Here is a 23,157-nt window from a genome sequence, read left to right as displayed (position 1 = left end):
CTCAAGAAGTTTGGTAGTTTCTGCATGCAAAAGGGACCGTAACGAAAATGTAAAAAAGTACATTTTGTTACAGCCCCTTTGTATATAATGCTATTGTAATTTTTCCAACAAGGTTAATAAGAATTTGGACACAGTTGTTACGGATGGTAAGTGTAATCGTTCTTTTGGCGTGTGGGCACCTAAAATTGTGGGACCAAAGCTCAACATTTGTGTGTTTGGTAATTGTGCTTTTAGTAGGCCACATTCAAGGCCAGCATGAACGGCTGTTACATATGGGTCGATACCGATGACTTCTTTATAAAGTGCGACAGCTTGTTCTTCTAGTTGACTGCCACGCTCGTACTCCCATGCTGGATAACGACCTTGTTCCGAAGCGGTGAATCCATGAAGGGTTGCTAGTGTCATAATGCGATCTCGTAGATAGGCTAATTGGCTCATTGTCAAGCTACGAACAGAGATTAACACGTCGATGTGTGTCGCATGATCTTCTACGATGGCAATGTTATTACTTGTTTCTACGAGACCGTCTAACTTTTTACTCATTCCAAATACGCCATGTGGGGCTAAATACAAGAATTGGAGTAATGCTTGCGATTGTGTAGGGGCGAAGATAGTACTAGGCGTATCGCAAGGAGTGATATGAACTTGGAAATCTGGATCTTGTGGTACAAGTTCATGACGAATCATGTCGATAGTTTCAGACAGTTGACGTTGCATAGATTCCACATGTTTGGTTTCGCATAAGAAAGTAGCTTCTGCTGTACGTGGTATTGCATTGTGTTTCGAACCGCCTGCAAAATGACTGATGTAAATAGATGTTGTATGATTTGCTTCATGGAGTAATCGGCCTAAGATTGTTAAGGCATTGCCAAATTGGCTACCAATTTCGATGCCAGAATGACCACCATGTAATCCATCAACTGCGATGTGAAAGGCTGTTAGACCAGCTGGTGTCGAGACAGGGGAAGTCTCTAGTGTAAGGTCTAAACGACAACCACCAGCACAAGCGACGATAAATTCATGTTCTTGTTCTGTATCGATGTTGAGTAAATAGGTTCCGTGTAGACGCTCACCTTTTACGACCATAGCTCCGTTCATACCAGTTTCTTCGTTCGTTGTAAATAAGCATTCTAGTGGTCCATGAGGAATGGTTGGGTCATCAAGAACAGCTAGTGCCATTGCTACAGCGATGCCATTGTCGGCTCCTAATGTGGTTTCGTTGGCGTGTAACCATTCGCCTTCTTCGATAAGTTCAATAGGATCTTTGGCAAAGTCATGAGTAGAGGTAGCAGATTTTTCTGCCACCATATCGATGTGGCCTTGTAAAATGATTGGAGGATTTTGTTCATAGCCTGGTGTGGCATTAGCGCGGATGATGACATTGCGCTCTTCATCTTGCTCTGCGTCTAACCCTCTATCTTTGGCAAATTGCATTAAAAAATCACTAATGCCTTGTTCGTTACCAGATTCACGAGGAATTTGGCTGATTTGTCGGAACCAATGCATGACATTGGTTGTATATGTTGTGTCTGTCATAGTCTTTACCTCTCTAGTATAATGTATGGTATTGATAAATTAACTATACTCTTTTCTAGGAATAGGGTCAATACATGATGCGAAAATACGATGGATACATGTGATGAACGTATGCGCTGTAGAATAGATTTTTGTAGTATAGGTGTAGATACTTTTAAGGAGTAGAATGGTATAATAAAGATGCTGATGTGCGAGGAGGATACTGTATGAATGTAAAAAAAATTATGATAATAGGAACTGGTGGTACTATTGCGGGCACCGGGAATGGTGCTAGTGCCCTTACTGAATATAGAGCTGGATCGATTGGAGTGGAAGAATTGATACAAGCTGTGCCTACGTTAGAAAGGTATGGGCCCTTTGAAAGTATTCAATTTTCCAATATCGATAGTTCGGAGATGAGTCCCTATCGTTGGGTACGGTTGGCTCTACTTATCAATGACATAGCCAAGCGCGATGATATCGGAGGTATTGTTATCACCCATGGTACAGATACAATGGAAGAGACGGCATACTTTTTACATTTGACCGTGGATGTAGATATCCCTGTTGTTATGACAGGATCTATGAGACCTGCTACAGCGCTTAGTGCAGATGGTCCAGTAAATTTATTGCAAGCGGTACAAGTGGCTCGCAGTGAAAGTGCAAAAGGCCAAGGTGTATTGGTTGTCATGAATGGTTACATCGATAGTGCTCGTGAAGTAGCTAAGTTACACACTACGGAGGTAGGAACCTTCGGAAATGCGCAGCTTGGACATATGGGCTGTGTGCAAAATGGAAAGGTGTATTTGTATTATGCACCTTGTCGCACACACACGAAGGACAGCGAATTTATCTTGCGTGAGGAAGTGGAATTGCCATCTGTAGGAATTGTAAATCTCTATGGAGGTATGGATACAGAAATACTCACTATGGTAGCAAGGCAATCCCAAGGGTTAATTGTGGGTGGTTTTGGACACGGTACCTTACCACAGGGTGTACGAGATACGCTCAAAAAAATTACCATTCCCAAAGTACGATCATCTCGCATTGGAAATGGTATTGTGTCCAGTAATTCATCAGATATAAAAGAGGGATTGATTGTTAGCGATTCCTTGTCCCCTGTAAAAGCTAGAATCTTGTTGATGTTAGCATTGCAGAGGGAACGAAGTCGAGAAGACTTAGAACGGATATTTGCTAGATATTAGATGGTTGAAAGTGTTAAAAACGATAAGTAACCGTTGCACAAGTCTAGCCCTCCAAACTGCATAAAGATATGTGTCAATGATGTGTAGTGTTACTTATAAATATATACAATTCGTGGAAATCGGGGGGGGTAGCACTACTTAGGGGTGCACAACACTTTTATTTTTCTGTACAATAGAAGTACATGAATGCATAAAAATATGCATAAAGGTGAGTGTGTATAAGGAGGAATTTTGTTGTGCAATCTAGACATGTATTACAACTATCCACTCTTTGGGCAATAATTTCTGTGTGTGCTAGTCCGGTATGTGCGAGCCCGGCAACAAATCCAGCCGGAGAAGGTCCTGGTATCGCTATTGGCGCCGGCACTATTGCCGGCCATGAAGGTGTGGTTGCCATTGGTAAAGGTGCTTATGTATACTACTCTGGTCGTTCTGGATCTAAGAATATTGATGGAGACATTGCGATTGGCGAAAAAGCTAATACTTGGAATCACCATGACCAATCTGGCTCGATAGCGATTGGTAAATATGCTCTTGTAGAAAATACCGCTAATAGATTAGATAAAGTATTTGCTTTTAAACAAACGGATTTTGATAAATTTGGTTTTGGCAGCCTTCCAAAAAGCCCAGATAGAGTCGTTACTGGTGTTGCGATAGGTAATAATACCTATGTTCGTACTGGTGGCACTATGATTGGGTCTCATAATTATCGTGGTAAAATTGGCGATATTGAGGTAAGTACGGAGTCTCAACGTACTATCAAGCCTACAGGGGCAGGTGTCTATTCTACAACTGTTGGTGCAAATAGTTTTACGAACGGAACTGTAGCCACTAGTACAGGGGCTCTTAACGTAATTTCTAGTGACTATGATAGAAATGATGCTAGTAAAGCACCTAAAAACTTTGGCGCTACCATCAATGGTACCTTGAACTCCATTGAATCAGCAACAACTACGAATACAAGCGCTGGTATTGCAAATGCCATCGTAGGCGTAGCGAATAAAACAGCCAATAGTAATGGCACCTTAGTCTTTGGCGCAGGTAATGAAATCACCAATTCTATTACAGATATTAATCTATCCCCATTAGTTAGTGGTTTTGGAGGTCCCGATTCTGTGACAGACATGTCCAAGGTTCTAAGAAAACTGGTTAAGGATAGTAATTCTGGTGGTGCTACTCTTGCTATTGGCGGAGGAAATAAAGCTGATTATACGTTGCGCACTGCTATGATTGGTGTTAATAATACGGTGACTGGTACAGAAGCAGCTGGTGCTGCAGACAACTTTGTAGTTGGCTTTAACAATACTGCTTCTAATGTAATTGGCACCACTATCATCGGTACGAATCGTAAAGCCACAGGTACTCATAATTCTATTATCATTGGTTCTGCTACAAAGGAAACTGGAACCACTGCTAGTAATAGTGTAGCCATTGGTAACGATGCCAATGTCACAGTGGACGGCGGTATTGCCTTAGGTGCTAACTCCGTTTCTAGTCGAGATCTGACTAAGGAAGCTTCTGGCTATGATTGGTCTACTGGCACCGCTTCTTCTGACACATCTTCCACATGGAAACCGACGAATGCCGCTGTTTCTATTGGTGATGGTACTATTGTAACTCGTCGGATTACCTCACTTGCAGCCGGCTCCGAGGATACAGATGCGGTGAACGTAGCACAATTAAAGCGAGTGGTAAATCATGCTGATGAACAAGTTAAAGGTATTAACACAAGTATAAATGCTCTGGGCTCAAGAATAGATACGGTGGATTCAAGAATAGATACACTAGGATCAAGAATTGATACAGTGGGAGCTGGAGCGGCCGCATTAGCTGGATTACATCCAATAGATTTCGACCCAGATGCGAAATGGGACTTAGCGGCTAGTTATGGCAAACATGAAAGTTCCCATGCATTTGCCGTTGGTGCTTACTATCGTCCTAATGAAGATATGATGTTGTCCGCTGGTACATTACTAGGTAACGGGCATAGCATGTTTAATGTTGGTTTTTCAATTAAAGTAGACGGTGCCAAACGAATCACAAAATCTCGTGCTAAGCTGAGTGAAGAAGTACTTATCTTGCAACAAGAAGTAGCTGAACTAAAAGCTATGTTAGGTTTACAATCTAGCACTAAAAAAGATTAATTGTATACAAAAATGTTTATACAAAATGCTGTGGAAATATTTACTTTCACAGCATTTATGTATATATGGACACGTATAAATTGTATGTTATTAAAGATGTTTCTAAAGATAGCCATGTTGGACAAAATATGGTACTGCAATATAATTATGGTTCTATTGCCTTATGGATATAATTTTCTAATGCTCTTTCGATGGCGGAACGCACTGCTTTTGCCAAGGTATCGCCGAATTGAGAGAACGTGCCTGAGTCTGTGAGGAGTTCTCCGTTTGGGTCGATGGTCATGATGACACCATCTGTGGATGTGCCCGTAGCTAGTTGCCCAGATAGGATGCTAGTGATTCCCTTGGATTGGAGTGCTACTGTTTTGGCTTCTGTGATAGTCAGCAACGACTTTGTAAGTGCTCCGTCGGTGAGGGCACAATTTGTAAATACTAATAGATTGATGGTGCCTCCAGAGTGGAAGGTGCCATCTTTTTCATAGTATGTATAGCCATCACCTGCGCGATGTGCTGTTTTTTCAACACCTGCTGTAGCAATTACTTCTATAATGATAGATCCTTCTGTTTGACATGCATAGGCATGACGGTTCATAGAGGCACTCGTTAATAAGGCGGTACAAAAATGGATTGGCAAGTCTAATTGTACGCATTCTTTTGCTAAATAGGCAGACGTGGACCCACCTGGTAATTCACTTTCATCGTTGACGAAAAATGTGAGTTGTTGATTGCGCACAGCCATGACATGGTGTAAGCCTCCGTTGAAAGGACTCGTGCTGATAGCATAATAAGGCATATCATAGGTTACAGTGATGGCAGAATTGTGTATATCTACATAGCCACCACTACGTAGCGTAGCAGGGGCAAGGTATGAGTTTTGAGTTGTCATGAATCCTCCTAGAAATTAAATTTGTATTCTATATATAGTTATAGTACCACAAAAGTGCTGGGGATAGTATAATAGAGATGGATCATTAGGAGGAATATACCATGGAAGAGAGCCATTTTTTTGCCCTCTTAGGGCGCATGAAATATATTCAGCGTTGGAGCTTGATGCGCAATACAGAAGTGGAAAATTTACAAGGCCATAGTTTGGAAACTGCTATGATTGCCCATCAATTAGGAATACTGCGAAATACATATTTTAATGGTACGTTAGATGTGAATCGTTTGGCAGTGCTAGCCATGTATCATGATGTGAGTGAAGTGTTCACGGGTGACATGCCGACGCCAGTGAAATATTTTAACCCTAAGTTGCGTGCTCTCTACGGAGAAGTAGAGCAATTGGCGAATGAAACTTTATGGCATACGTTGCCGGAACCAGTGCAACCAGCTTATGAAGAAGTATTGGTATCTATACCAAAGGAATACGAAGTGCTAGTGAAAGCGGCAGATACCTTGTCAGCGTTTATGAAGTGTGTTGCAGAAAAAGCGGCTGGCAACGATGAGTTTAATGCAGCTTTTGATACGATTCACAAACGATTGGTGGACATGCAATTGCCAGAAGTAGATCTATTTTTGCAAGTCTATATCCCTAGCTTGACGAAGTCTTTGGATGAAATGAATGTATCCTTTGCAAAGTAATGAGGGTTGCGAATCTGCACACTTTCACGTATACTAATACTATATGGATAATAACTAAGAAGAGGAAAAATCTTTTGAACGCATCACAGAGAGCATTGGGTTGGTGGAACAATGTATGTAGTAAAGAGAGGGTAGCCTCGGAGTTGGCATGGTGAACTAGAGTAAGTGTGCCCGCTGATCAGCGTTAACGATAATGAGTGATTGCTACGGCAATAATCTAGGTGGTACCGCGGAAGTATAGACCCTTTCGTCCTAATGGACGAGGGGTCTTTTTTGATGTTTTGAAGAGGGAAAACTATGGATTTAGTAAACTATATCGGAGAAACTAGTTCTTACGATAAAAAAGTACAGCTTGAACGGCATAAACCTAAAAGTTGGCTAAAATCTGTTAGTGCATTTGCCAATTCAAAAGGCGGAGTGCTTATTTGGGGAATCGATGATGAAGATAGGCTAGTAGGATTAGATGATGCAAAAGGTGATTCTGAATTCATTAGCATGATGATTAAGACTAGGCTAGACCCTACACCTAGAGTTAATTTAGAAATTATCAGGAATGATAATAAAGATGTTATTATGTTACAGGTGTATGAGGGAAACGAAACTCCCTATTATTATGTAGATAGTGGAAATAGGGTTGCCTTTATACGAGTCGGAAATGAAAGCGTTGCAGCCAGCAGTGTGCAACTAAATAGCCTTATTCTACGAGGTATGAATAAAACGTTTGATACCATATCAACAACTATTTCGATAGAACGAGCTGCATTTTCTAAGTTAAAATCTGTATACTTTCAGCGAACGGGTAATGATTTGCGAGATAATGATTTATTATCTTTTGGGTTAGTTAATAGCGATCATCATCTTACAAATGCAGGAGCGTTATTAGCTGATGAGCCACTGGTTCGTCAGTCAAGGGTGTTCGCCACAAGATGGAATGGACTTGATAAAACGAATGGTAGAGAAGAGGCCCTTGATGACAAAGAATTTGAAGGAAGTCTTTTGTTATTGTTACAAAATAGTATAGATTTTGTAAAAACCAATTCTAAAAAGCGTTGGAAAAAAGTTGATGCCTATCGCGTGGAATATCCTGATTATCCTGAGAGAGCGGTACAAGAAGTGTTGGTAAATGCTTTGATTCATCGTGATTATGGTGAATTAGGATCAGAAGTTCATATTGATATGTATGATGATAGATTAGAAATATATTCTCCAGGAGGCATGATGGATGGAACTTTCATTCAAGAATTAAATCTATCAAATATTTCATCTAAACGTAGAAATCCGATGATTGCTGATGTATTTAGTAGAATGCACTTAATGGAGCGACGGGGCAGTGGGCTAAAAAAAGTGTTGGATATTTACGAGTCACAAGAAGAATATGATGTATCTTTACGACCAGAGTTTCGTTCCACTCAAAGTTCTTTTTTTGCTGTACTTAAAAATTTGAACTATGAATATGATAAAAGAACTGCGGTAAAAAACGGCGATAAAGGGGCTATAAATCCTGATAGTAAAGAAAATAGTTCTGATAGCGGCGATATAAGACCGGCGATAAAAAATAATGAAAACGGCGATAAAGGGGCTATAAATCCTGATGTTAAGGGAAATGGTTCTGATAGTGGCGATATAAGACCGGCGGTCAAGACCGGCGATAAAACAACAATAAAAAATGAACAAAAAAAGCAAATACTTATTTTTGCTGAAATGAATCTATTTTTTAAGGCGAAGGATATTGCGGAATTGTTGGGATTACAAGCATCGAGAGCAAGATACTTATTACAGGAATTAGTGAAAGACGGTAAAATCAAAGGAATTGGTAATAATAAAGGTAGAAAGTACCAACTAATAAAATAATTATTATATCCAAAATAGGAGGACACATGAAAGAATATAAAAACTTAACTACTTACAATCCAAAGGAGATTGAACAACAATGGTACACATATTGGGAAGAGAAAGGATACTTTCACGAGGAAGTAGATACGAATAAAGAGCCTTTCAGTATTGTGTTACCGCCACCAAATGTAACAGGTCAATTGCACATGGGTCATGCCCTTGATAATACATTGCAAGATATTTTGATTCGTACGAAACGTATGCAAGGCTACAACGTGTTGTGGATGCCTGGTACAGACCATGCAGGGATTGCAACGCAAGTAAAAGTAGAAGAAAATATTATGAAAACGGAAGGGAAATCTCGGCATGATTTAGGTCGTGAAGAGTTCTTGAAACGTGTATGGGAGTGGAAACAAGCATATGGTAGCACTATCGTAAAACAAATTCGTAGTTTAGGTGCTTCTTGTGACTGGACGAGAGAGCGGTTTACCTTGGATGAAGGCTACCATGAAGCAGTATTAAAAGTATTCGTAGCATTGTACGAAAAAGGTTTAATCTATCGTGGAGAACGCATCACTAACTGGTGCCCTAATTGTTTGACAGCTTTATCTGATATCGAAGTAGAGCACGAAGATGAAAATGGTCATTTATGGCATATTAAATATCCTGTGATTGGCGAAGAAGATACATTCTTAACGGTAGCCACAACTCGTCCTGAAACGATGTTTGGTGACGTAGCTGTAGCGGTGAATCCTAATGATGAACGCTATGCCCATTTAGTAGGCAAAGAATTATTGCTTCCATTCGTGAATCGTCATATCCCAATCATTGCCGATGAATATGTAGATCAATCTTTTGGTACTGGTTGCGTAAAAATTACACCAGCTCATGACCCTAATGACTTTGAAATGGGACAACGCCATAACTTGGAAAGTATCGTGGTGATGAACTCAGATGGCACGATGAATGCAGGAGCAGGTCACTTTGTGAACATGCCTCGTGAATTAGCACGTAAACAAGTAGTAGCAGAATTAGAGGATCAAGGTTTATTAGAAAAAGTGGAAGATCATGGTCATAGTGTTGGTCATTGTTCTCGTTGTAACACAACAGTAGAGCCAATGGTATCAAAACAATGGTTTGTATCTATGGAACCATTGGCAAAACCGGCTTTAGAAGTGGTACGTGACAAATCCATTGAATTTGTACCAGAACGTTTCACTAAAACATATACTAACTGGTTAGAATCCATCCGTGATTGGTGTATTTCTCGTCAATTGTGGTGGGGTCATCGTATTCCTGCGTGGTACTGCCAAGATTGTGGAGAAACGATTGTTACAGCAGATACATTGACTGAATGTCCACATTGCCATGGCAAAGTAGAACAAGATCCAGACGTATTAGATACATGGTTCAGCTCTGCGTTATGGCCGTTTGCAACGATGGGTTGGCCTGACAACACAGAGGAAGTGAAACATTGGTACCCAACTAGTGTGATGGTAACAGGCTACGATATCATCTTCTTCTGGGTAGCTCGTATGATTTTCATGGGCTTAGAATTTAAAGACGAAATTCCTTTCAAACACGTATTCATTCATGGGTTAGTACGTGATAGCCAAGGTCGTAAAATGAGTAAGTCCTTGGGCAATGGTATCAATCCATTAGAAGTCATCGAAGAATACGGTGCCGATGCGTTGCGTTTTACCTTGGTAACAGGTAATACACCGGGTAATGATATGCGTTTCTATATGGAACGTGTGGAAGCAAACCGTAATTTCGCTAACAAAATTTGGAATGCCTCTAAATTTGTGTTGATGAACTTAGAAGGTTTTGATGAAAGCTTCGTACCAAGTGCAGAAGACTACACATTGGCAGATAAATGGATTCTAGAAGAATACAATAAAACTGTTACTAACATTACGAACAACCTTGATAAATTTGAGTTAGGGGAAGCGGCAAGTGCTGTGTATGACTTTATTTGGAATACCTACTGCGACTGGTACATCGAATTGGCAAAACCTCGTTTATACAACAAAGAAGGTGGCCGTGACCGTCAAACAGTTCAATACTTGTTGGTATCTATCCTTCGTCATATGATGGAATTATTGCACCCGTTCATGCCATTTGTAACAGAACATATTTGGCAACATTTGCCACATGAAGGGGAGAGCATCATGGTCGCTCCATGGCCAAGTACATTATCTATGGACGGTTTCAGCTCTGCAGCGGCGCATATGAATGTGATGATGGACGGCATCAAAGGTATCCGTAACATGCGTGCAGAAATGAATGTACCAATGGGCAAACGCTCTGAAGTTATCTTAGTACCTGCTACGGAAGAATTAAAAGGCATTTTGGAAACACATGGGGATTACTTCCATACCTTAGGTTGGGCAGAAAAAGTAACGATACTTTCACCGGATGCACCAAAACCAGAAAACGCTACAGTAACTGTGGTGAACGGCTTAGAAGTGTACTTGTTGTTGAAAGATTTAATCGATGCAGACAAAGAAAAAGAACGTATCGCCAAAGAACAAGCCACAGTATTGAAAGAAATCGCTCGTTTAGAAGGCAAATTGAACAACCAAGGATTCTTAGCGAAAGCTCCTGAAGCGGTAGTAGCGAAAGAAAAAGAAAAATTGGAAGAATATAAACAAAAACAACAAGCTTTGAACGAACGTGAAGAGTTCTTAAAAACATTAGTATAAGGAGATCCATCATGAATTATACGGAAGCGATTGCCTACCTAGAAGAGGTAGCCTCCTTTGGTATTCATCCAGGATTAGAGCGGATTACGGCATTATTAGAAGAGCTAGGGAATCCACAACATACATACAAGACCATCCATGTGACAGGGACGAACGGGAAAGGAACCGTTTCTACCTATATTACGTATGGATTGTATATGAGCGGTCTTCGAGTGGGGACATTTACGTCCCCGCACCTTCAATCCTATACGGAGCGCATGCGTGTGAACACGGCCTGTATTACAGAAGAGGCCTTTGCTGATTTGATTGAACGTGTAAGCCATGCTGTGAAAACCATTATGGATCGTGGCGTGGAAGCACCCACACAATTTGAAATCTTAACGGCAACAGCATTTTTATTTTTCCAAGAACAGGGAGTAGACTATGCTGTCATTGAAGTTGGTTTAGGTGGATTGTTGGATTCTACCAATGTCATTACTCCAGAAGTGGCAGTGATTACGAATGTAACTATCGATCATCAAGCGTACTGTGGGGATACAGTAGAGGAGATTGCTCGCCATAAAGCAGGGATTATCAAACAAGGTGTACCTCTTGTAACGGCAGCCCAAGGGGGTGCCCTTGATGTGATTAAGGAAACAGCAAAATCATTAGGCGTGAAATGCCATGTATTCAACGAAGATTTTACTATCGATAGCCGTAGTGCTTTGCCAATGGGGCAAATGATTACTGTAAAGGATAAAACGGGTCATAAGGATATGCTCTTCACATCTATGCATGGCATCCATCAAGCGTTGAACTTAGCTTGTGCAGCACGGGTCTTGCAAATCTTGAAAGACAAAGAGCCAGCAGTAAGTGAAGAAACCTACCGTGAAGGTTTAGCTCGTGCTACTTGGCCGGGACGGTTTGAAACCTTCAAAGTTCATGGCAGGACAATCATTTTAGATGGGGCTCATAATGCGAGCGGAGCAGAAGCTTTTTCTATGACCTTCAATGAACTGTATCCAGGACAATCTAAAACAGTGGTGCTATCGATTTTGGAAGATAAAGATATATCCACTATGATTAGCTATTTAGTATCTCCTAAAGATCATGTTATAACTGTGCCAGCGCCAACGCCACGAGGCACTGATCCAGTGCAACTGGCAAAACAAATGCCAGTCCAAGCAGATCCTATGAAGACTATCCACGAGGGCTTGGACCATGCTATGAAAATAACTAGCGAAGGGGATATCATTGCTGTGGTAGGTTCTTTATACATTCTTGGTGATGTGCAACAATGGCTCGCCCAAGAAATGGGGCACTAATGGAGGCCCTACGTAGGCTATCTGTAGACCAATGGATAGTCTACCTCCTCTGCGGAGCAACTGTGTACATTCCTTTAGTACCCATAGTTGGCAATATTCTTGTCATCATGGCAGGGGTACTGGCATTACTATTTGATCGGAAACGATTTTCTGGAACCTTACATTGGCTACAATGGGCGGTTCTCGCATTTACTCTATGGACAGGGATTTCCATTGTTAATTCTGTGAATATGCAATGGTCGGCTATGAGTTGGTTCTACCATATGGGTATGTATGCTAGTATCTATTGGTTGATGACATATTATATGGATACTGAAAGACGACAGAAAACATTTTTGTCTTTGTTTTGTATGACGGGAGTCCTTGTGTGCTTAGGTGCTGGGTATCAGTATTTTTACATGACTCCAGAGCATATCCATGAATGGGTAGATAATGCCCATTTCCCAGGACTTATGCGGCGTATGTATGGAACATTACAGAACCCTAATCTATTAGGAGAATACTTACTTTTTACCATTTCCATTGGTGGACTGGGTACCATGCAAGTGCTGAAAGCAAAAGATTGGAATGGCTCAGCCAAGATGGTGCTGTCTGTAGCCGTTATGTTATTGTGCTTAGTGCTTACCTATTCCCGCGGTATGTGGCTAAGTTTAGCAGTAGCTGTTTTTGTAGCCGGTATCTGTGTAGAGCGCAGGCTGTTATATGCGTTATTGGTGGTGCCCTTGGTATTATTCTTTTACCATGGGGAAGTATCTAGTCGATTGTGGTCCCTCTTCAGTGGACAAGATACATCAGTCATGCTCCGGTGGGCATTGTGGGATAGCACTATGTACATGATAGAAGATTTTCCTGTTTTTGGTATTGGTTGGGATGCGTTTTGGATGACCTATCCAGACTATAATTATTTTATCCAAGATCCGACTGTGATAATTTATCATGCCCATAATTTATATTTGCAAGTGGCAGCAGAAACAGGACCAATTTCCTTATGCTTGTTCCTAGCAATTTTGTTGGGGCATAGTAGAAATGTACAAAAACAAAAGCAACTTGCCATTCCGTTCCGATACGGTATGACTCTTATTGCCGTGGTTGTACTAATAAGTGGTCTCTTTGATCATGCTTTATATAGCCAACAAGTAAGTATGGTCCTGTGGCAATTATTGGGATTTGCTATGGCCATCATACGGACTAAAACAAAATAAATAGAATTGAAAGTATAGAGAGTGGCGCATTACCTTCTCTATATTTTTATAGCTTATGAAAATAACTATAAGTAATAAAAGCAAATAACTGTTAGTTATGAATAATATAACGAATAGATATGCATAAACATAAATAGATTTTTTTGTAGGAATAAAGATATCGAAAAAAATCGGACTACACCAACAATTATAGATATAGGTAGATAAGGGGTATAACAAAAAGTTATACTCACTGCAAAATTCTCCGTTTTGTATGCTTATTATGCATATATTTACATATAAGGTTGACAATAACAAGAAAAATGAGTAGTATTTATGGGAATTAACAAATATCACACTTTGAGTAGAGATTTAATCATATATTTCTATGATTAGTTTTGTAACTAAGAAATTTCTTTCATAATAGAAATAAAAGAATTGAATAGAGTGTGTAAATGTTAGATAGCTGAATAAGTCATTCAAACTAAAGGAGATGGTAGTATGATCGACATTTTAGATCGCGTGCAAGGCGCAGCATTGCAAGCAAAAATTACTACAGCAGAAGAAGCAGCTAAATTGATTAATCCAGGAGATCATGTAGGTATCAGTGGTTTTACACCATCTGGTTACCCTAAAGCAGTGCCATTGGCGCTCGCAAAACGCATGGAATCAGATCCTTTCCAAATCGATCTTTGGACTGGTGCATCAGTTGGTGATGAAGCAGACGGAGCATTGACTCGTGTAAACGGTATTCGTCGTCGTTTCCCATATCAAACAAATAACGATACTCGTAAGGCTTTAAACAGCCAAAAAATTCGTTATATTGATATGCACCTTAGCCAAATGGCTCAACAAATTCGTTATGGTTTCTTCGGGGACACTGACGTAGCTATCATTGAAGCGGTTTGCATCCGTGAAGATGGTGGTATCGTTCCTAGTACATCCGTTGGTAATTCTCCAACATTTGTTAGCCAAGCTAAAAAAGTTATCGTAGAAGTGAACGTATCTCAACCAATGTCTTTGGTAGGTATGCACGATATCTATGAACCACAAGATCCTCCATACCGTGAGCCATTCCCAATCAAAGCGGCTGGCGATCGTATCGGAACAGATTACATCCCATGTGATCCTGCGAAAATCGTAGCTATCGTTCCATGTGATGTACCTGACACAACTCGTCCACTAGCACCAATCGATGATGATGCAAAAGCGATGAGTCAACATTTGATTAACTTCTTCTTAGAAGAGGTAAAAGCAGGTCGTTTACCTGAAAACTTATTGCCATTACAATCCGGCGTAGGTTCTGTAGCAAATGCTGTTGTGTCTGGCTTGGCTGAAGGTCCTTTCACAAACTTATCTATTTTCACTGAAGTTATCCAAGATGGCATGTTGGATTTAATCGATGCAGGTAAAGTAACAGATTGCTCTGGTACAGCATTGTCCCCATCTCCAGATGGATTGAAACGCTTCTATGACAATATCGACAAATACAGTAAACACATTCTATTGCGTCCGCAAGAGATTTCCAATAACCCTGGTTTAGCTCGTAGACTTGGTGTAATCACTATGAATACAGCAATCGAGTTCGATATCTTCGGTAATGTAAACTCTACTCACATTATGGGTAGCAAAATGATGAATGGTATCGGTGGTTCCGGGGACTTCACTCGAAATGGTTATATCTCCATTTTCTGTACGAACTCTGTAGCAAAAGGCGGAGATATCAGCTCCATCGTTCCTTTTGTATCTCACATTGACCATACAGAACATGATGTACAAGTATTCTGTACAGAACAAGGTATTGCCGATGTTCGTGGTTTGGCTCCAATTGAAAGAGCATACAAAATCATTGAAAACTGTGCTCACCCAGACTACAAACAAGAATTATTAGATTACCTCGAAAGAGCTATTGAAAAGACAAATGGCGCCCATACACCTATCTTATTAGATGAAGCTCTTTCTTGGCATAAACGCTTCACTGAAACAGGAAGCATGAAAAAACAAGGTTAATTTTTTAGGAGGATGATGACATGGCTAATGACAACTTAAAAGCCAAACTTGCTGAATATGAAGCAGCGTACGCTAAAAACTGTGAGAAAGTACCTGCACGTCAAAACTTACCAGAACAACCGGTATACACACCGCTTGATCTAGAAGGTTTCGATTACGAACGTGATCTAGGATTCCCAGGATTCTATCCTTATACTCGTGGCGTTCAACCTACAATGTACCGTGGCCGTTTCTGGACAATGCGTATGTATGCTGGTTTCGCAACTGCTGAAGAGTCCAACAAACGTTACCGTTACTTAATCGAGTCTGGTGCAACTGGTCTTTCTTGCGCATTTGACTTACCAACACAAATCGGTTATGACTCCGACGACGCTATGGCTGAAGGCGAAGTTGGTAAAGTAGGTGTTGCGATTGACTCCTTAAAAGATATGGAAATCTTGTTCCAAGGTATCGACTTAGGTAAAGTTTCCACTTCTATGACAATCAATGCTCCTGCATCTGTGCTTCTTGCTATGTACATTGCAGTGGCTGAAAAACAAGGTGTACCTTCCACTGAACTTCGTGGTACTATTCAAAATGATATTTTGAAAGAGTACGCAGCTCGCGGAACTTACATCTTCCCTCCAAAACCATCCATGCGTTTGATCACTAATATTTTCGAATATTGCTCTCAATACGTGCCAAAATGGAATACTATCTCCATCTCCGGTTACCATATTCGTGAAGCTGGTTCCACTGCTGCGCAAGAAATCGCTTTCACAATTGCTGATGGTATTGCATACATCGAAGCAGCTCTTAAAGCTGGCTTAGAAGTTGACGATTTTGCAGGCCGTTTATCCTTCTTCTGGAACGCACACAACAACGTATTAGAAGAAGTTGCGAAGTTCCGTGCATCCCGTCGTTTATGGGCACATATCTTGAAAGAACGTTTTGGTGCTAAAAAACCTAAATCCATGATGTTACGTGTACATACTCAAACAGCTGGTTCCATGTTGACTGCACAACAAGTTGATAACAACATCGTTCGTGTTGCTCTTCAAACTGCAGCTGCTGTCATGGGTGGTACTCAATCTTTACATACTAACTCTCGTGACGAAGCATTGGCTCTTCCAACTGAAGCATCTGTACAAATCGCTCTTCGTACTCAACAAATCGTTGCTTACGAATCAGGTTTAGCTGACGTAGTTGATCCATTGGGCGGTTCCTACTATGTAGAAGCTATGACGAATGCTATTTATGAAGAAGCTAAAGCATACATCCAAAAAATCGATGAAATGGGTGGCGCTGTTGAAGCTATCGAAAAAGGTTACATCCAAAAAGAAATCCAAGAGTCTGCTTATAAATGGCAAATGGAAGTGGAATCTGGCCTTCGTACAATCGTAGGTGTTAACAAATTCCAAGTAGAGGAAAAACCAGTAGAAGGTCTTCTTCGTATCGATGCTTCTGTAGGTATCAACCAATCCAAGAAAACACAACAAGTTCGTGCAGACCGCGATCAAGCAACAGTTGATGCAGCATTAGCAGCATTAAAAGCCGGTGCAGAAGATGAGTCTGTAAACTTGATGCCATTAATCTTGGCTGCCGTTAAAACATATGCTACATTAGGTGAAATTTGTAACGTATTGCGCGGCGTATTCGGTGAATACCAAGCTCATTCCACATTATAATTAATCGAACCTATTTGGAGGTATAACATCATGGCAGAAAAACGTATCAGAGTAATCGTAGCAAAACCAGGTCTTGATGGTCATGACCGTGGTGCAAAAGTAGTAGCACGCGCACTTCGCGATGCTGGTTTCGAAGTTATCTACACAGGTCTTCGTCAAACTCCAGAACAAATCGTTGAAGCAGCTCTTTCTGAAGACGTTAACGTAGTAGCGTTATCTCTTCTTTCTGGCGCACACAACACATTGTTCCCTAAAATCGTTGAAATGCTAAAAGAAAAAGGCATGGGCGATGTATTAGTAGTTGGTGGTGGCGTTATTCCTGACGCTGATATTCCTGGCTTAAAAGCCGCTGGTGTATCTGCAGTATTTACACCAGGTACTCCAACAGCTGATGTAATTGAATTCATCAAAGCTAACGTAAAATAATATACTTGAGCTAGGCTCGGGCATCTATGTTCGAGCCTAGACGTATATATAATTGGGACGGTGACAATATGGATTTAATCAAAGAACTATTAGAAGGTTCTCGTCTTGCTTTGGCTCGGTCCATTACGGCTGTAGAAAATGAATATGATAATGCTATTGATATTATGAAAGCTATTTATCCGCGTACTGGTAAGGCTCGTATCTTGGGCATCACAGGTGCTCCAGGGGCTGGTAAAAGTACATTAACAGATAAAGTTGTTAAGCATTATCTAGAACAAGGTAAGAGAATCGGCATCGTTGCTGTTGACCCAACCAGTCCATTCTCAGGCGGCGCAATTTTAGGTGACCGTATACGGATGAATGATTTGACATTAAATGAAAATGTATTTATCCGTAGTATGGGGACACGTGGTAGTCTGGGTGGATTATCTAAAAAAACAGCAGATGTTGTTAAATTAATGGATGCATTTGGCATGGATCTTGTTATCATCGAAACCGTAGGTGTTGGGCAATCCGAAGTAGATATCGTTAAAAATGCAGATACTACATTAGTTGTATTAGTACCAGGTTTAGGTGATGATATCCAAGCAATCAAAGCGGGTATTTTAGAGATTGGCGATGTATTTGCCATCAATAAAGCGGACCGCGATGGCTGTGATAAGCTTAATGTTGAAATTGAAATGATGCTAGACCTAGATTCTCGTGAACTTGATTGGAGACCACCAATTAAGAGAACTATCGCTAGTAAGGATGAAGGTGTTGATGAATTAGTGGAAGCACTAGATGAACACTTTGAATATCTTGAAGATAGTGGAGAACTGGCAACTCGTCGTGCAGAACGTACACATGATGAGTTAGTAGCGATGATCAATGAACAAATTATGCGTTATGTTCATGAGCATGTTGTAGAAAGCGATGCTTTCAAACAAGATGTAGCAGCTGTTAATAATAGAACTAACGACCCTTATAGTGTTGTTAACTCGGTATTAGAAAAGTCATTAAAAAGATAATAAAAAGAATGATAAAAATCTAATATCGTGGTATCATATAAGTAATCGAAGGATGATAAAAATCACTTTCGAGTTGCAGCTCATTTGAAAGGAGAGGTATTATGGCATTCAAAGTATTACAAGTAGACCACATCGGTATCGGTGTATCTGACTTAGCAGCAACAAAAGAATTTTATAAAAACGCACTTGGTATGGAACATCTTCCTGAAGATGAAGTAGTAGAAGAACAAAAAGTAAAAGTAAGTTTCTTCCCTTGCGGTGATGCTGAACTTGAGTTCTTAGAATCTACAACTCCAGATGGCCCTATCGGTCGTTTCATCGAAAAAAATGGTGGCCGTAATGGTATCCAACACGTAGCACTTCGCGTTGACGACATTAAAGCAGCCATCGCTGATTTAAAAGAAAAAGGTGTTAGATTAATTGATGAAGAACCTCGCTATGGTGCTGGTGGATCTGCAATTGCATTCCTTCATCCTAAAGCTACTGGTGGCGTTTTGTTAGAACTTTGCCAACGCATGAAATAATAAACTATAATCCGTAATTATTCTATGGAGGTGTACAATGGCAACAGTTCAGGAAAAAATTGAATTATTGCATAAAAAGCTGTCCACTGTAAAACAAGGTGGCGGTGAAAAACGCGTAGAAAAACAACACGCAAGCGGTAAATATACAGCCCGTGAACGTATTGAAAAACTATTCGACGACAATAGCTTCGTTGAATTAGATCAATTCGTTAAACATCGTTGTGTAAACTTCGGTCAAGAGAAAAAAGAATTACCAGGTGAAGGTGTAGTGACTGGTTACGGTACTATCGACGGACGTTTGGTATTTGCTTTTGCTCAAGATTTTACAGTAGAAGGCGGTTCCCTTGGGGAAATGCATGCTGCTAAAATTGTTAAAGCACAACGTATGGCAATGAAAATGGGCGCTCCTATCATCGGTATTAATGACTCCGGTGGAGCTCGTATTCAAGAAGCAGTAGACGCGTTAGCTGGCTACGGTAAAATCTTCTTTGAAAATACTAACGCTTCTGGCGTTATCCCACAAATCTCTGTTATCATGGGACCATGTGCGGGTGGTGCGGTATATTCTCCAGCATTGACTGACTTTATTTACATGGTTAAACATACATCTCAAATGTTCATCACTGGTCCAGCGGTTATCAAATCTGTAACAGCAGAAGAAGTAACAGCAGAGGACCTCGGTGGTGCAATGGCTCATAACAGTGTATCTGGTGTAGCTCACTTTGCGACAGAAAATGAAGATGATTGCTTAGCACAAATTCGTTACTTGTTGAGCTTCTTGCCAAGTAACAACATGGAAGATACTCCATTAGTTGATACTGGTGATGACCCAGCTCGTGAAGATGAAGGTTTAAACACTCTACTTCCAGATAATCCTAATATGCCATATGACATGTTTGATGTGATTCGTGCAACAGTAGATAATGGTGAATACTATGAAGTACAACCACACTATGCACAAAATATTATTACATGTTTCGCACGTTTTGCGGGACAAAGCGTAGGTATCATTGCTAACCAACCACGCGTAATGGCAGGTTGCTTAGACATCAATGCATCCGACAAATCTTCTCGCTTTATCCGTTTCTGTGATGCATTCAATATCCCTGTTGTAAACTTTGTTGACGTACCGGGCTTCCTACCGGGCACAAACCAAGAATGGGGCGGAATCATTCGTCATGGTGCGAAAATGTTATATGCTTACTCTGAAGCAACAGTACCTAAAATCACTGTTATCACTCGCAAAGCATATGGTGGATCTTACCTTGCAATGTGTTCCCAAGATTTGGGTGCGGACCAAGTGTATGCATGGCCTACATCTGAAATCGCTGTAATGGGACCTGCTGGTGCCGCTAACATCATTTTCAAACGAGACGAAGATAAAGATGAAAAAACAGCTAAATACGTAGAAGAGTTTGCAACTCCATACAAAGCTGCTGAACGTGGATTCGTTGACGTAGTAATTGAACCTAAACATACTCGTCCTGCTATCATCAATGCATTGGCAATGTTGGCAAGTAAACGCGAAACCCGTGCTCCGAAAAAACACGGTAATATCCCTCTATAAGATATTTAATAGAGGCATACTACACACTTTGCTTCTTGCATGATTCTACTATCATGGTTCTCTATTAATGAGGTGAAAGTATGACAGATAATCCGTGGCTAATTATGGCCATCAATATGACAATTGTATTCGCCGTTCTAATTATATTAGGCGTGCTTATGCATATTATTTATCTAGTAGATCCTACAAAAAAAAAGTCAACTAAGGCTGAGGTAGCAGAGGTACCATCAGCCACAGCTCCTAGTGTGGCAAGTACCACAACAAAACATGATGAAGTGGTTGCAGCCATTGTGGCAGCAGTATGTGCGATGGGATATTCCAAATCACAAATTGCTTCCGTAAGACCGATTGTGAGCACAGGTTGGAAATTAGACGGTAGACTGCTAGGTAGGAATGTAACCAGATAGTTTGGAGGAGAACTTAATGAATAAGACTACCAACGCACAAGCTGCAAATAAAGAAACAGAAGTTGTAGCAGCTATTGTCAGTGCTATCGTAGCTATGGGCTATTCGCAAAATCAAATTGCATCTATTCGCCCAGTAGTGTCTAATTCTTGGCGACTAGCTAGTCGTTTACAGGCCCTATAAGCAAATCTAAGCTTAAGTAAAAGTTTCATTACAAATAGGTAATTCAGGAGGAAGTTATAATGAAAAAGTTCAATGTTACAGTAAACGGTACAGTTTATGAAGTAGAAGTAAATGAAGTTGGTGGCGCAGCTCCAGTTGCAGCAGCACCTAAAGCGGCAGCTCCAGCTCCTAAAGCTGCTCCAGCAGCGGCTCCAGCTCCAGCAGCGGCAGCAGCTCCAGTACCGGCAGGTGCAGAAACAGTAAAATGCCCAATGCCTGGTAAAATTTTATCCGTAGCAGTTACAGCTGGCCAAGCAGTTAAAAAAGGCGATCTTCTTTGCATCTTGGAAGCTATGAAAATGCAAAACGAAATCTATGCTCCACATGATGCAACAGTAGCTGAAGTTCGTGTAGCAGCTAACCAAACTGTAGCAACTGGCGACGCTTTAGTTATTTTAGGATAATCATAACTTTATACTGCTTAAACTAAACCCTTCTATTACTAAAGGAGGAACTCCATATGGACGCTTTTCTTGTTGCACTCAACTCTGTTTGGGTGGATAGTGGTTTTATTAGTTTCACAATGGGTCATGGTATCATGATCCTTGTCGGAATTATCTTATTGTATTTAGCTTTTGCGAAAGGCTTTGAACCTCTATTATTGAGTCCAATTGCATTTGGATGTATTTTGGCTAATATTCCTAATAATGGTTTCCATGAAGGTGTTATGAACCTCATTGGTTTAGGGATTAAATACGAAATTTTCCCACCTCTTATCTTCCTAGGGGTAGGTGCTATGACTGACTTCGGTCCACTCATTGCAAATCCTAAAACATTATTATTAGGCGCAGCAGCTCAAATCGGCGTATTCGTAGCTCTTGGTGGAGCGATGATGGTTGGATTTACTGCGAAACAAGCAGCAGCTATCGGTATCATTGGTGGTGCTGACGGTCCTACATCCATTTACTTAGCTTCAAAATTAGCTCCTGAGTTATTAGGAGCTATCGCAGTAGCGGCATATTCCTATATGTCTCTTGTACCATTGATTCAACCTCCGGTTATGAAGTTATTTACAACTCAAAAAGACCGTGAAATCGTAATGGAACAATTGCGTGAAGTAACTCGTTTTGAAAAAGTGGTTTTCCCAGTAGTAGCGACAATCTCCATTTCCTTGTTGTTACCACCAATCACTTCTTTATTAGGCATGTTGATGCTTGGTAACTTATTCCGTGAATCTGGTGTAACAGCTCGTTTGGCAGATACTTCTGAAAACGCTTTGATTAACACAGTAACAATCTTCTTAGCTACAGGTACTGGTCTTACAATGACAGCAGATAGTTTCTTAAATTTAGAAACCATTAAAATTATTGTATTAGGTTTAGTTGCCTTCATCGGTGGCACCGCTGGTGGTGTTATCTTCGGTAAATTAATGTGCTGGGCAGATGGTGGTAAAACAAATCCATTGATCGGCTCCGCAGGTGTATCTGCGGTACCAATGGCAGCCCGCGTATCGCAAGTGGTTGGTTCACAGGCAAACCCTTCGAACTTCCTATTAATGCATGCGATGGGACCAAATGTAGCAGGTGTTATCGGTACAGCTGTAGCAGCTGGTACGATGCTTGCTATGATGAAATAATTTGTAAATTGTCTAGGCAATCCGCCTAAAGGGTTGCCTAGGCTATTACAGATACTTTTTATGATGAACTGTATAGTTTGTCTTACAGCGCTTTAGAAATACTCAGACTTTTTTCACTTTTATTATGTATGAGGTGACGCCTATGATATTATCAGACGAAGGAAAGGTTTTTGCTTGTATTTGTATTGCGCTTTTTATTTTTATCGGCTCTTTGTCAAATGTGGGGGCTACTCATATAAAAAGTTCTTAGCGCTAGCTATTTAAATAGCTAGTGCTATTCTT

Annotated in this window: 19 protein-coding genes and 1 other annotated feature; of the genes, 17 read left to right on the top strand and 2 right to left on the bottom strand. The window is 40.6% G+C overall.

What is annotated here, in order from left to right:
* Positions 1-90: 90 nt before the first annotated feature.
* Positions 91-1,536 (bottom strand): aminoacyl-histidine dipeptidase, encoded by a 1,446-nt coding sequence (locus tag EO117_RS08085; protein ID WP_126939961.1) that lies wholly within the window; start codon positions 1,534-1,536, stop codon positions 91-93.
* A gap of 206 nt (positions 1,537-1,742) precedes the next feature.
* On the opposite strand from EO117_RS08085, the gene EO117_RS08080 reads away from it, so the two are divergent.
* Complete coding sequence (locus EO117_RS08080) at positions 1,743-2,720, top strand: asparaginase (RefSeq protein WP_126939960.1); 978 nt, start codon at positions 1,743-1,745, stop codon at positions 2,718-2,720.
* A gap of 236 nt (positions 2,721-2,956) precedes the next feature.
* Positions 2,957-4,864, top strand: coding sequence for a YadA-like family protein (locus tag EO117_RS08075; RefSeq protein ID WP_126939959.1), 1,908 nt, complete (start codon positions 2,957-2,959; stop codon positions 4,862-4,864).
* Positions 4,865-5,009: 145 nt separating this feature from the next.
* Here the strand turns inward: EO117_RS08075 and EO117_RS08070 are convergent, their stop codons facing one another.
* Positions 5,010-5,750 carry an adenosylcobinamide amidohydrolase gene (locus EO117_RS08070; protein ID WP_126939958.1) on the bottom strand — a complete coding sequence of 247 codons (741 nt, stop codon included), beginning with the start codon at positions 5,748-5,750 and terminating at the stop codon, positions 5,010-5,012.
* A 101-nt stretch (positions 5,751-5,851) separates the two neighbouring features.
* Here EO117_RS08070 and yfbR point away from each other — a divergent pair, with 101 nt between their 5' ends.
* The 15 genes from yfbR to EO117_RS08000 all read left to right on the top strand — a co-directional run bounded on the left by yfbR (position 5,852) and on the right by EO117_RS08000 (position 22,875).
* Complete coding sequence (yfbR, locus tag EO117_RS08065; RefSeq protein ID WP_126939957.1) at positions 5,852-6,445, top strand: 5'-deoxynucleotidase; 594 nt, start codon at positions 5,852-5,854, stop codon at positions 6,443-6,445.
* A 47-nt stretch (positions 6,446-6,492) separates the two neighbouring features.
* Positions 6,493-6,703 (top strand) — a binding site (T-box leader).
* Between the two features lie 39 nt (positions 6,704-6,742).
* Positions 6,743-8,296 (top strand): ATP-binding protein, encoded by a 1,554-nt coding sequence (locus EO117_RS08060; protein WP_126939956.1) that lies wholly within the window; start codon positions 6,743-6,745, stop codon positions 8,294-8,296.
* Positions 8,297-8,322: 26 nt separating this feature from the next.
* On the top strand, positions 8,323-10,983 hold the full coding sequence (locus EO117_RS08055; protein WP_126939955.1) for a valine--tRNA ligase: 2,661 nt from the start codon (positions 8,323-8,325) through the stop codon (positions 10,981-10,983).
* Positions 10,984-10,994: 11 nt separating this feature from the next.
* A complete protein-coding gene (locus EO117_RS08050; protein ID WP_126939954.1) occupies positions 10,995-12,287 on the top strand; it encodes a folylpolyglutamate synthase/dihydrofolate synthase family protein in 1,293 nt (430 codons plus the stop codon).
* Complete coding sequence (locus EO117_RS08045; protein ID WP_126939953.1) at positions 12,260-13,489, top strand: O-antigen ligase; 1,230 nt, start codon at positions 12,260-12,262, stop codon at positions 13,487-13,489. The genes EO117_RS08050 and EO117_RS08045 overlap by 28 nt, the downstream gene beginning before the upstream one ends.
* Before the next feature lie 480 nt (positions 13,490-13,969).
* Positions 13,970-15,478: an acetyl-CoA hydrolase/transferase family protein gene (locus EO117_RS08040; RefSeq protein WP_126937570.1), complete on the top strand. Its 1,509-nt coding sequence runs from the start codon at positions 13,970-13,972 to the stop codon at positions 15,476-15,478.
* Positions 15,479-15,498: 20 nt separating this feature from the next.
* On the top strand, positions 15,499-17,145 hold the full coding sequence (locus tag EO117_RS08035; RefSeq protein ID WP_126939952.1) for a methylmalonyl-CoA mutase: 1,647 nt from the start codon (positions 15,499-15,501) through the stop codon (positions 17,143-17,145).
* 30 nt (positions 17,146-17,175) lie between these two features.
* Complete coding sequence (locus EO117_RS08030; protein WP_126937572.1) at positions 17,176-17,571, top strand: cobalamin B12-binding domain-containing protein; 396 nt, start codon at positions 17,176-17,178, stop codon at positions 17,569-17,571.
* Positions 17,572-17,639: 68 nt separating this feature from the next.
* Positions 17,640-18,581 carry a methylmalonyl Co-A mutase-associated GTPase MeaB gene (gene meaB / locus EO117_RS08025; RefSeq protein WP_009352943.1) on the top strand — a complete coding sequence of 314 codons (942 nt, stop codon included), beginning with the start codon at positions 17,640-17,642 and terminating at the stop codon, positions 18,579-18,581.
* A gap of 101 nt (positions 18,582-18,682) precedes the next feature.
* Positions 18,683-19,105, top strand: coding sequence for a methylmalonyl-CoA epimerase (gene mce, locus EO117_RS08020; RefSeq protein WP_126939951.1), 423 nt, complete (start codon positions 18,683-18,685; stop codon positions 19,103-19,105).
* Positions 19,106-19,142: 37 nt separating this feature from the next.
* Entirely contained in the window at positions 19,143-20,672 is a 1,530-nt protein-coding gene (locus tag EO117_RS08015) for a carboxyl transferase domain-containing protein (protein ID WP_126939950.1), read from the top strand.
* Between the two features lie 80 nt (positions 20,673-20,752).
* Positions 20,753-21,079 (top strand): OadG family protein, encoded by a 327-nt coding sequence (locus tag EO117_RS08010; protein WP_126939949.1) that lies wholly within the window; start codon positions 20,753-20,755, stop codon positions 21,077-21,079.
* A 16-nt stretch (positions 21,080-21,095) separates the two neighbouring features.
* Positions 21,096-21,260 carry a hypothetical protein gene (locus EO117_RS09295; RefSeq protein WP_009352831.1) on the top strand — a complete coding sequence of 55 codons (165 nt, stop codon included), beginning with the start codon at positions 21,096-21,098 and terminating at the stop codon, positions 21,258-21,260.
* 59 nt (positions 21,261-21,319) lie between these two features.
* A complete protein-coding gene (locus EO117_RS08005; protein ID WP_126939948.1) occupies positions 21,320-21,703 on the top strand; it encodes a biotin/lipoyl-containing protein in 384 nt (127 codons plus the stop codon).
* A gap of 56 nt (positions 21,704-21,759) precedes the next feature.
* Complete coding sequence (locus EO117_RS08000; protein WP_009352994.1) at positions 21,760-22,875, top strand: sodium ion-translocating decarboxylase subunit beta; 1,116 nt, start codon at positions 21,760-21,762, stop codon at positions 22,873-22,875.
* The last annotated feature ends 282 nt before the right edge of the window (positions 22,876-23,157 follow it).

It is taken from the genome of Veillonella sp. VA142 (assembly GCF_003992135.1).
Taxonomy (GTDB): Bacteria; Bacillota; Negativicutes; order Veillonellales; family Veillonellaceae; genus F0422.
The sequence above is the reverse complement of the archived record's forward strand: the minus strand, read 5'-3'. Positions and strand labels throughout refer to the sequence as shown.

Bases quoted from the DNA above. Each gene is read 5' to 3' on its own strand.
- EO117_RS09295 (WP_009352831.1), top strand. From the start codon at position 21,096: ATGAATAAGACTACCAACGCACAAGCTGCAAATAAAGAAACAGAAGTT.
- EO117_RS08070 (WP_126939958.1), bottom strand. From the start codon at position 5,750: ATGACAACTCAAAACTCATACCTTGCCCCTGCTACGCTACGTAGTGGT.
- EO117_RS08060 (WP_126939956.1), top strand. From the start codon at position 6,743: ATGGATTTAGTAAACTATATCGGAGAAACTAGTTCTTACGATAAAAAA.
- EO117_RS08050 (WP_126939954.1), top strand. From the start codon at position 10,995: ATGAATTATACGGAAGCGATTGCCTACCTAGAAGAGGTAGCCTCCTTT.
- EO117_RS08010 (WP_126939949.1), top strand. From the start codon at position 20,753: ATGACAGATAATCCGTGGCTAATTATGGCCATCAATATGACAATTGTA.
- meaB (WP_009352943.1), top strand. From the start codon at position 17,640: ATGGATTTAATCAAAGAACTATTAGAAGGTTCTCGTCTTGCTTTGGCT.
- yfbR (WP_126939957.1), top strand. From the start codon at position 5,852: ATGGAAGAGAGCCATTTTTTTGCCCTCTTAGGGCGCATGAAATATATT.
- EO117_RS08015 (WP_126939950.1), top strand. From the start codon at position 19,143: ATGGCAACAGTTCAGGAAAAAATTGAATTATTGCATAAAAAGCTGTCC.
- EO117_RS08005 (WP_126939948.1), top strand. From the start codon at position 21,320: ATGAAAAAGTTCAATGTTACAGTAAACGGTACAGTTTATGAAGTAGAA.
- EO117_RS08080 (WP_126939960.1), top strand. From the start codon at position 1,743: ATGAATGTAAAAAAAATTATGATAATAGGAACTGGTGGTACTATTGCG.
- EO117_RS08030 (WP_126937572.1), top strand. From the start codon at position 17,176: ATGGCAGAAAAACGTATCAGAGTAATCGTAGCAAAACCAGGTCTTGAT.
- EO117_RS08085 (WP_126939961.1), bottom strand. From the start codon at position 1,536: ATGACAGACACAACATATACAACCAATGTCATGCATTGGTTCCGACAA.
- mce (WP_126939951.1), top strand. From the start codon at position 18,683: ATGGCATTCAAAGTATTACAAGTAGACCACATCGGTATCGGTGTATCT.
- EO117_RS08055 (WP_126939955.1), top strand. From the start codon at position 8,323: ATGAAAGAATATAAAAACTTAACTACTTACAATCCAAAGGAGATTGAA.
- EO117_RS08035 (WP_126939952.1), top strand. From the start codon at position 15,499: ATGGCTAATGACAACTTAAAAGCCAAACTTGCTGAATATGAAGCAGCG.
- EO117_RS08045 (WP_126939953.1), top strand. From the start codon at position 12,260: ATGGCTCGCCCAAGAAATGGGGCACTAATGGAGGCCCTACGTAGGCTA.
- EO117_RS08000 (WP_009352994.1), top strand. From the start codon at position 21,760: ATGGACGCTTTTCTTGTTGCACTCAACTCTGTTTGGGTGGATAGTGGT.
- EO117_RS08040 (WP_126937570.1), top strand. From the start codon at position 13,970: ATGATCGACATTTTAGATCGCGTGCAAGGCGCAGCATTGCAAGCAAAA.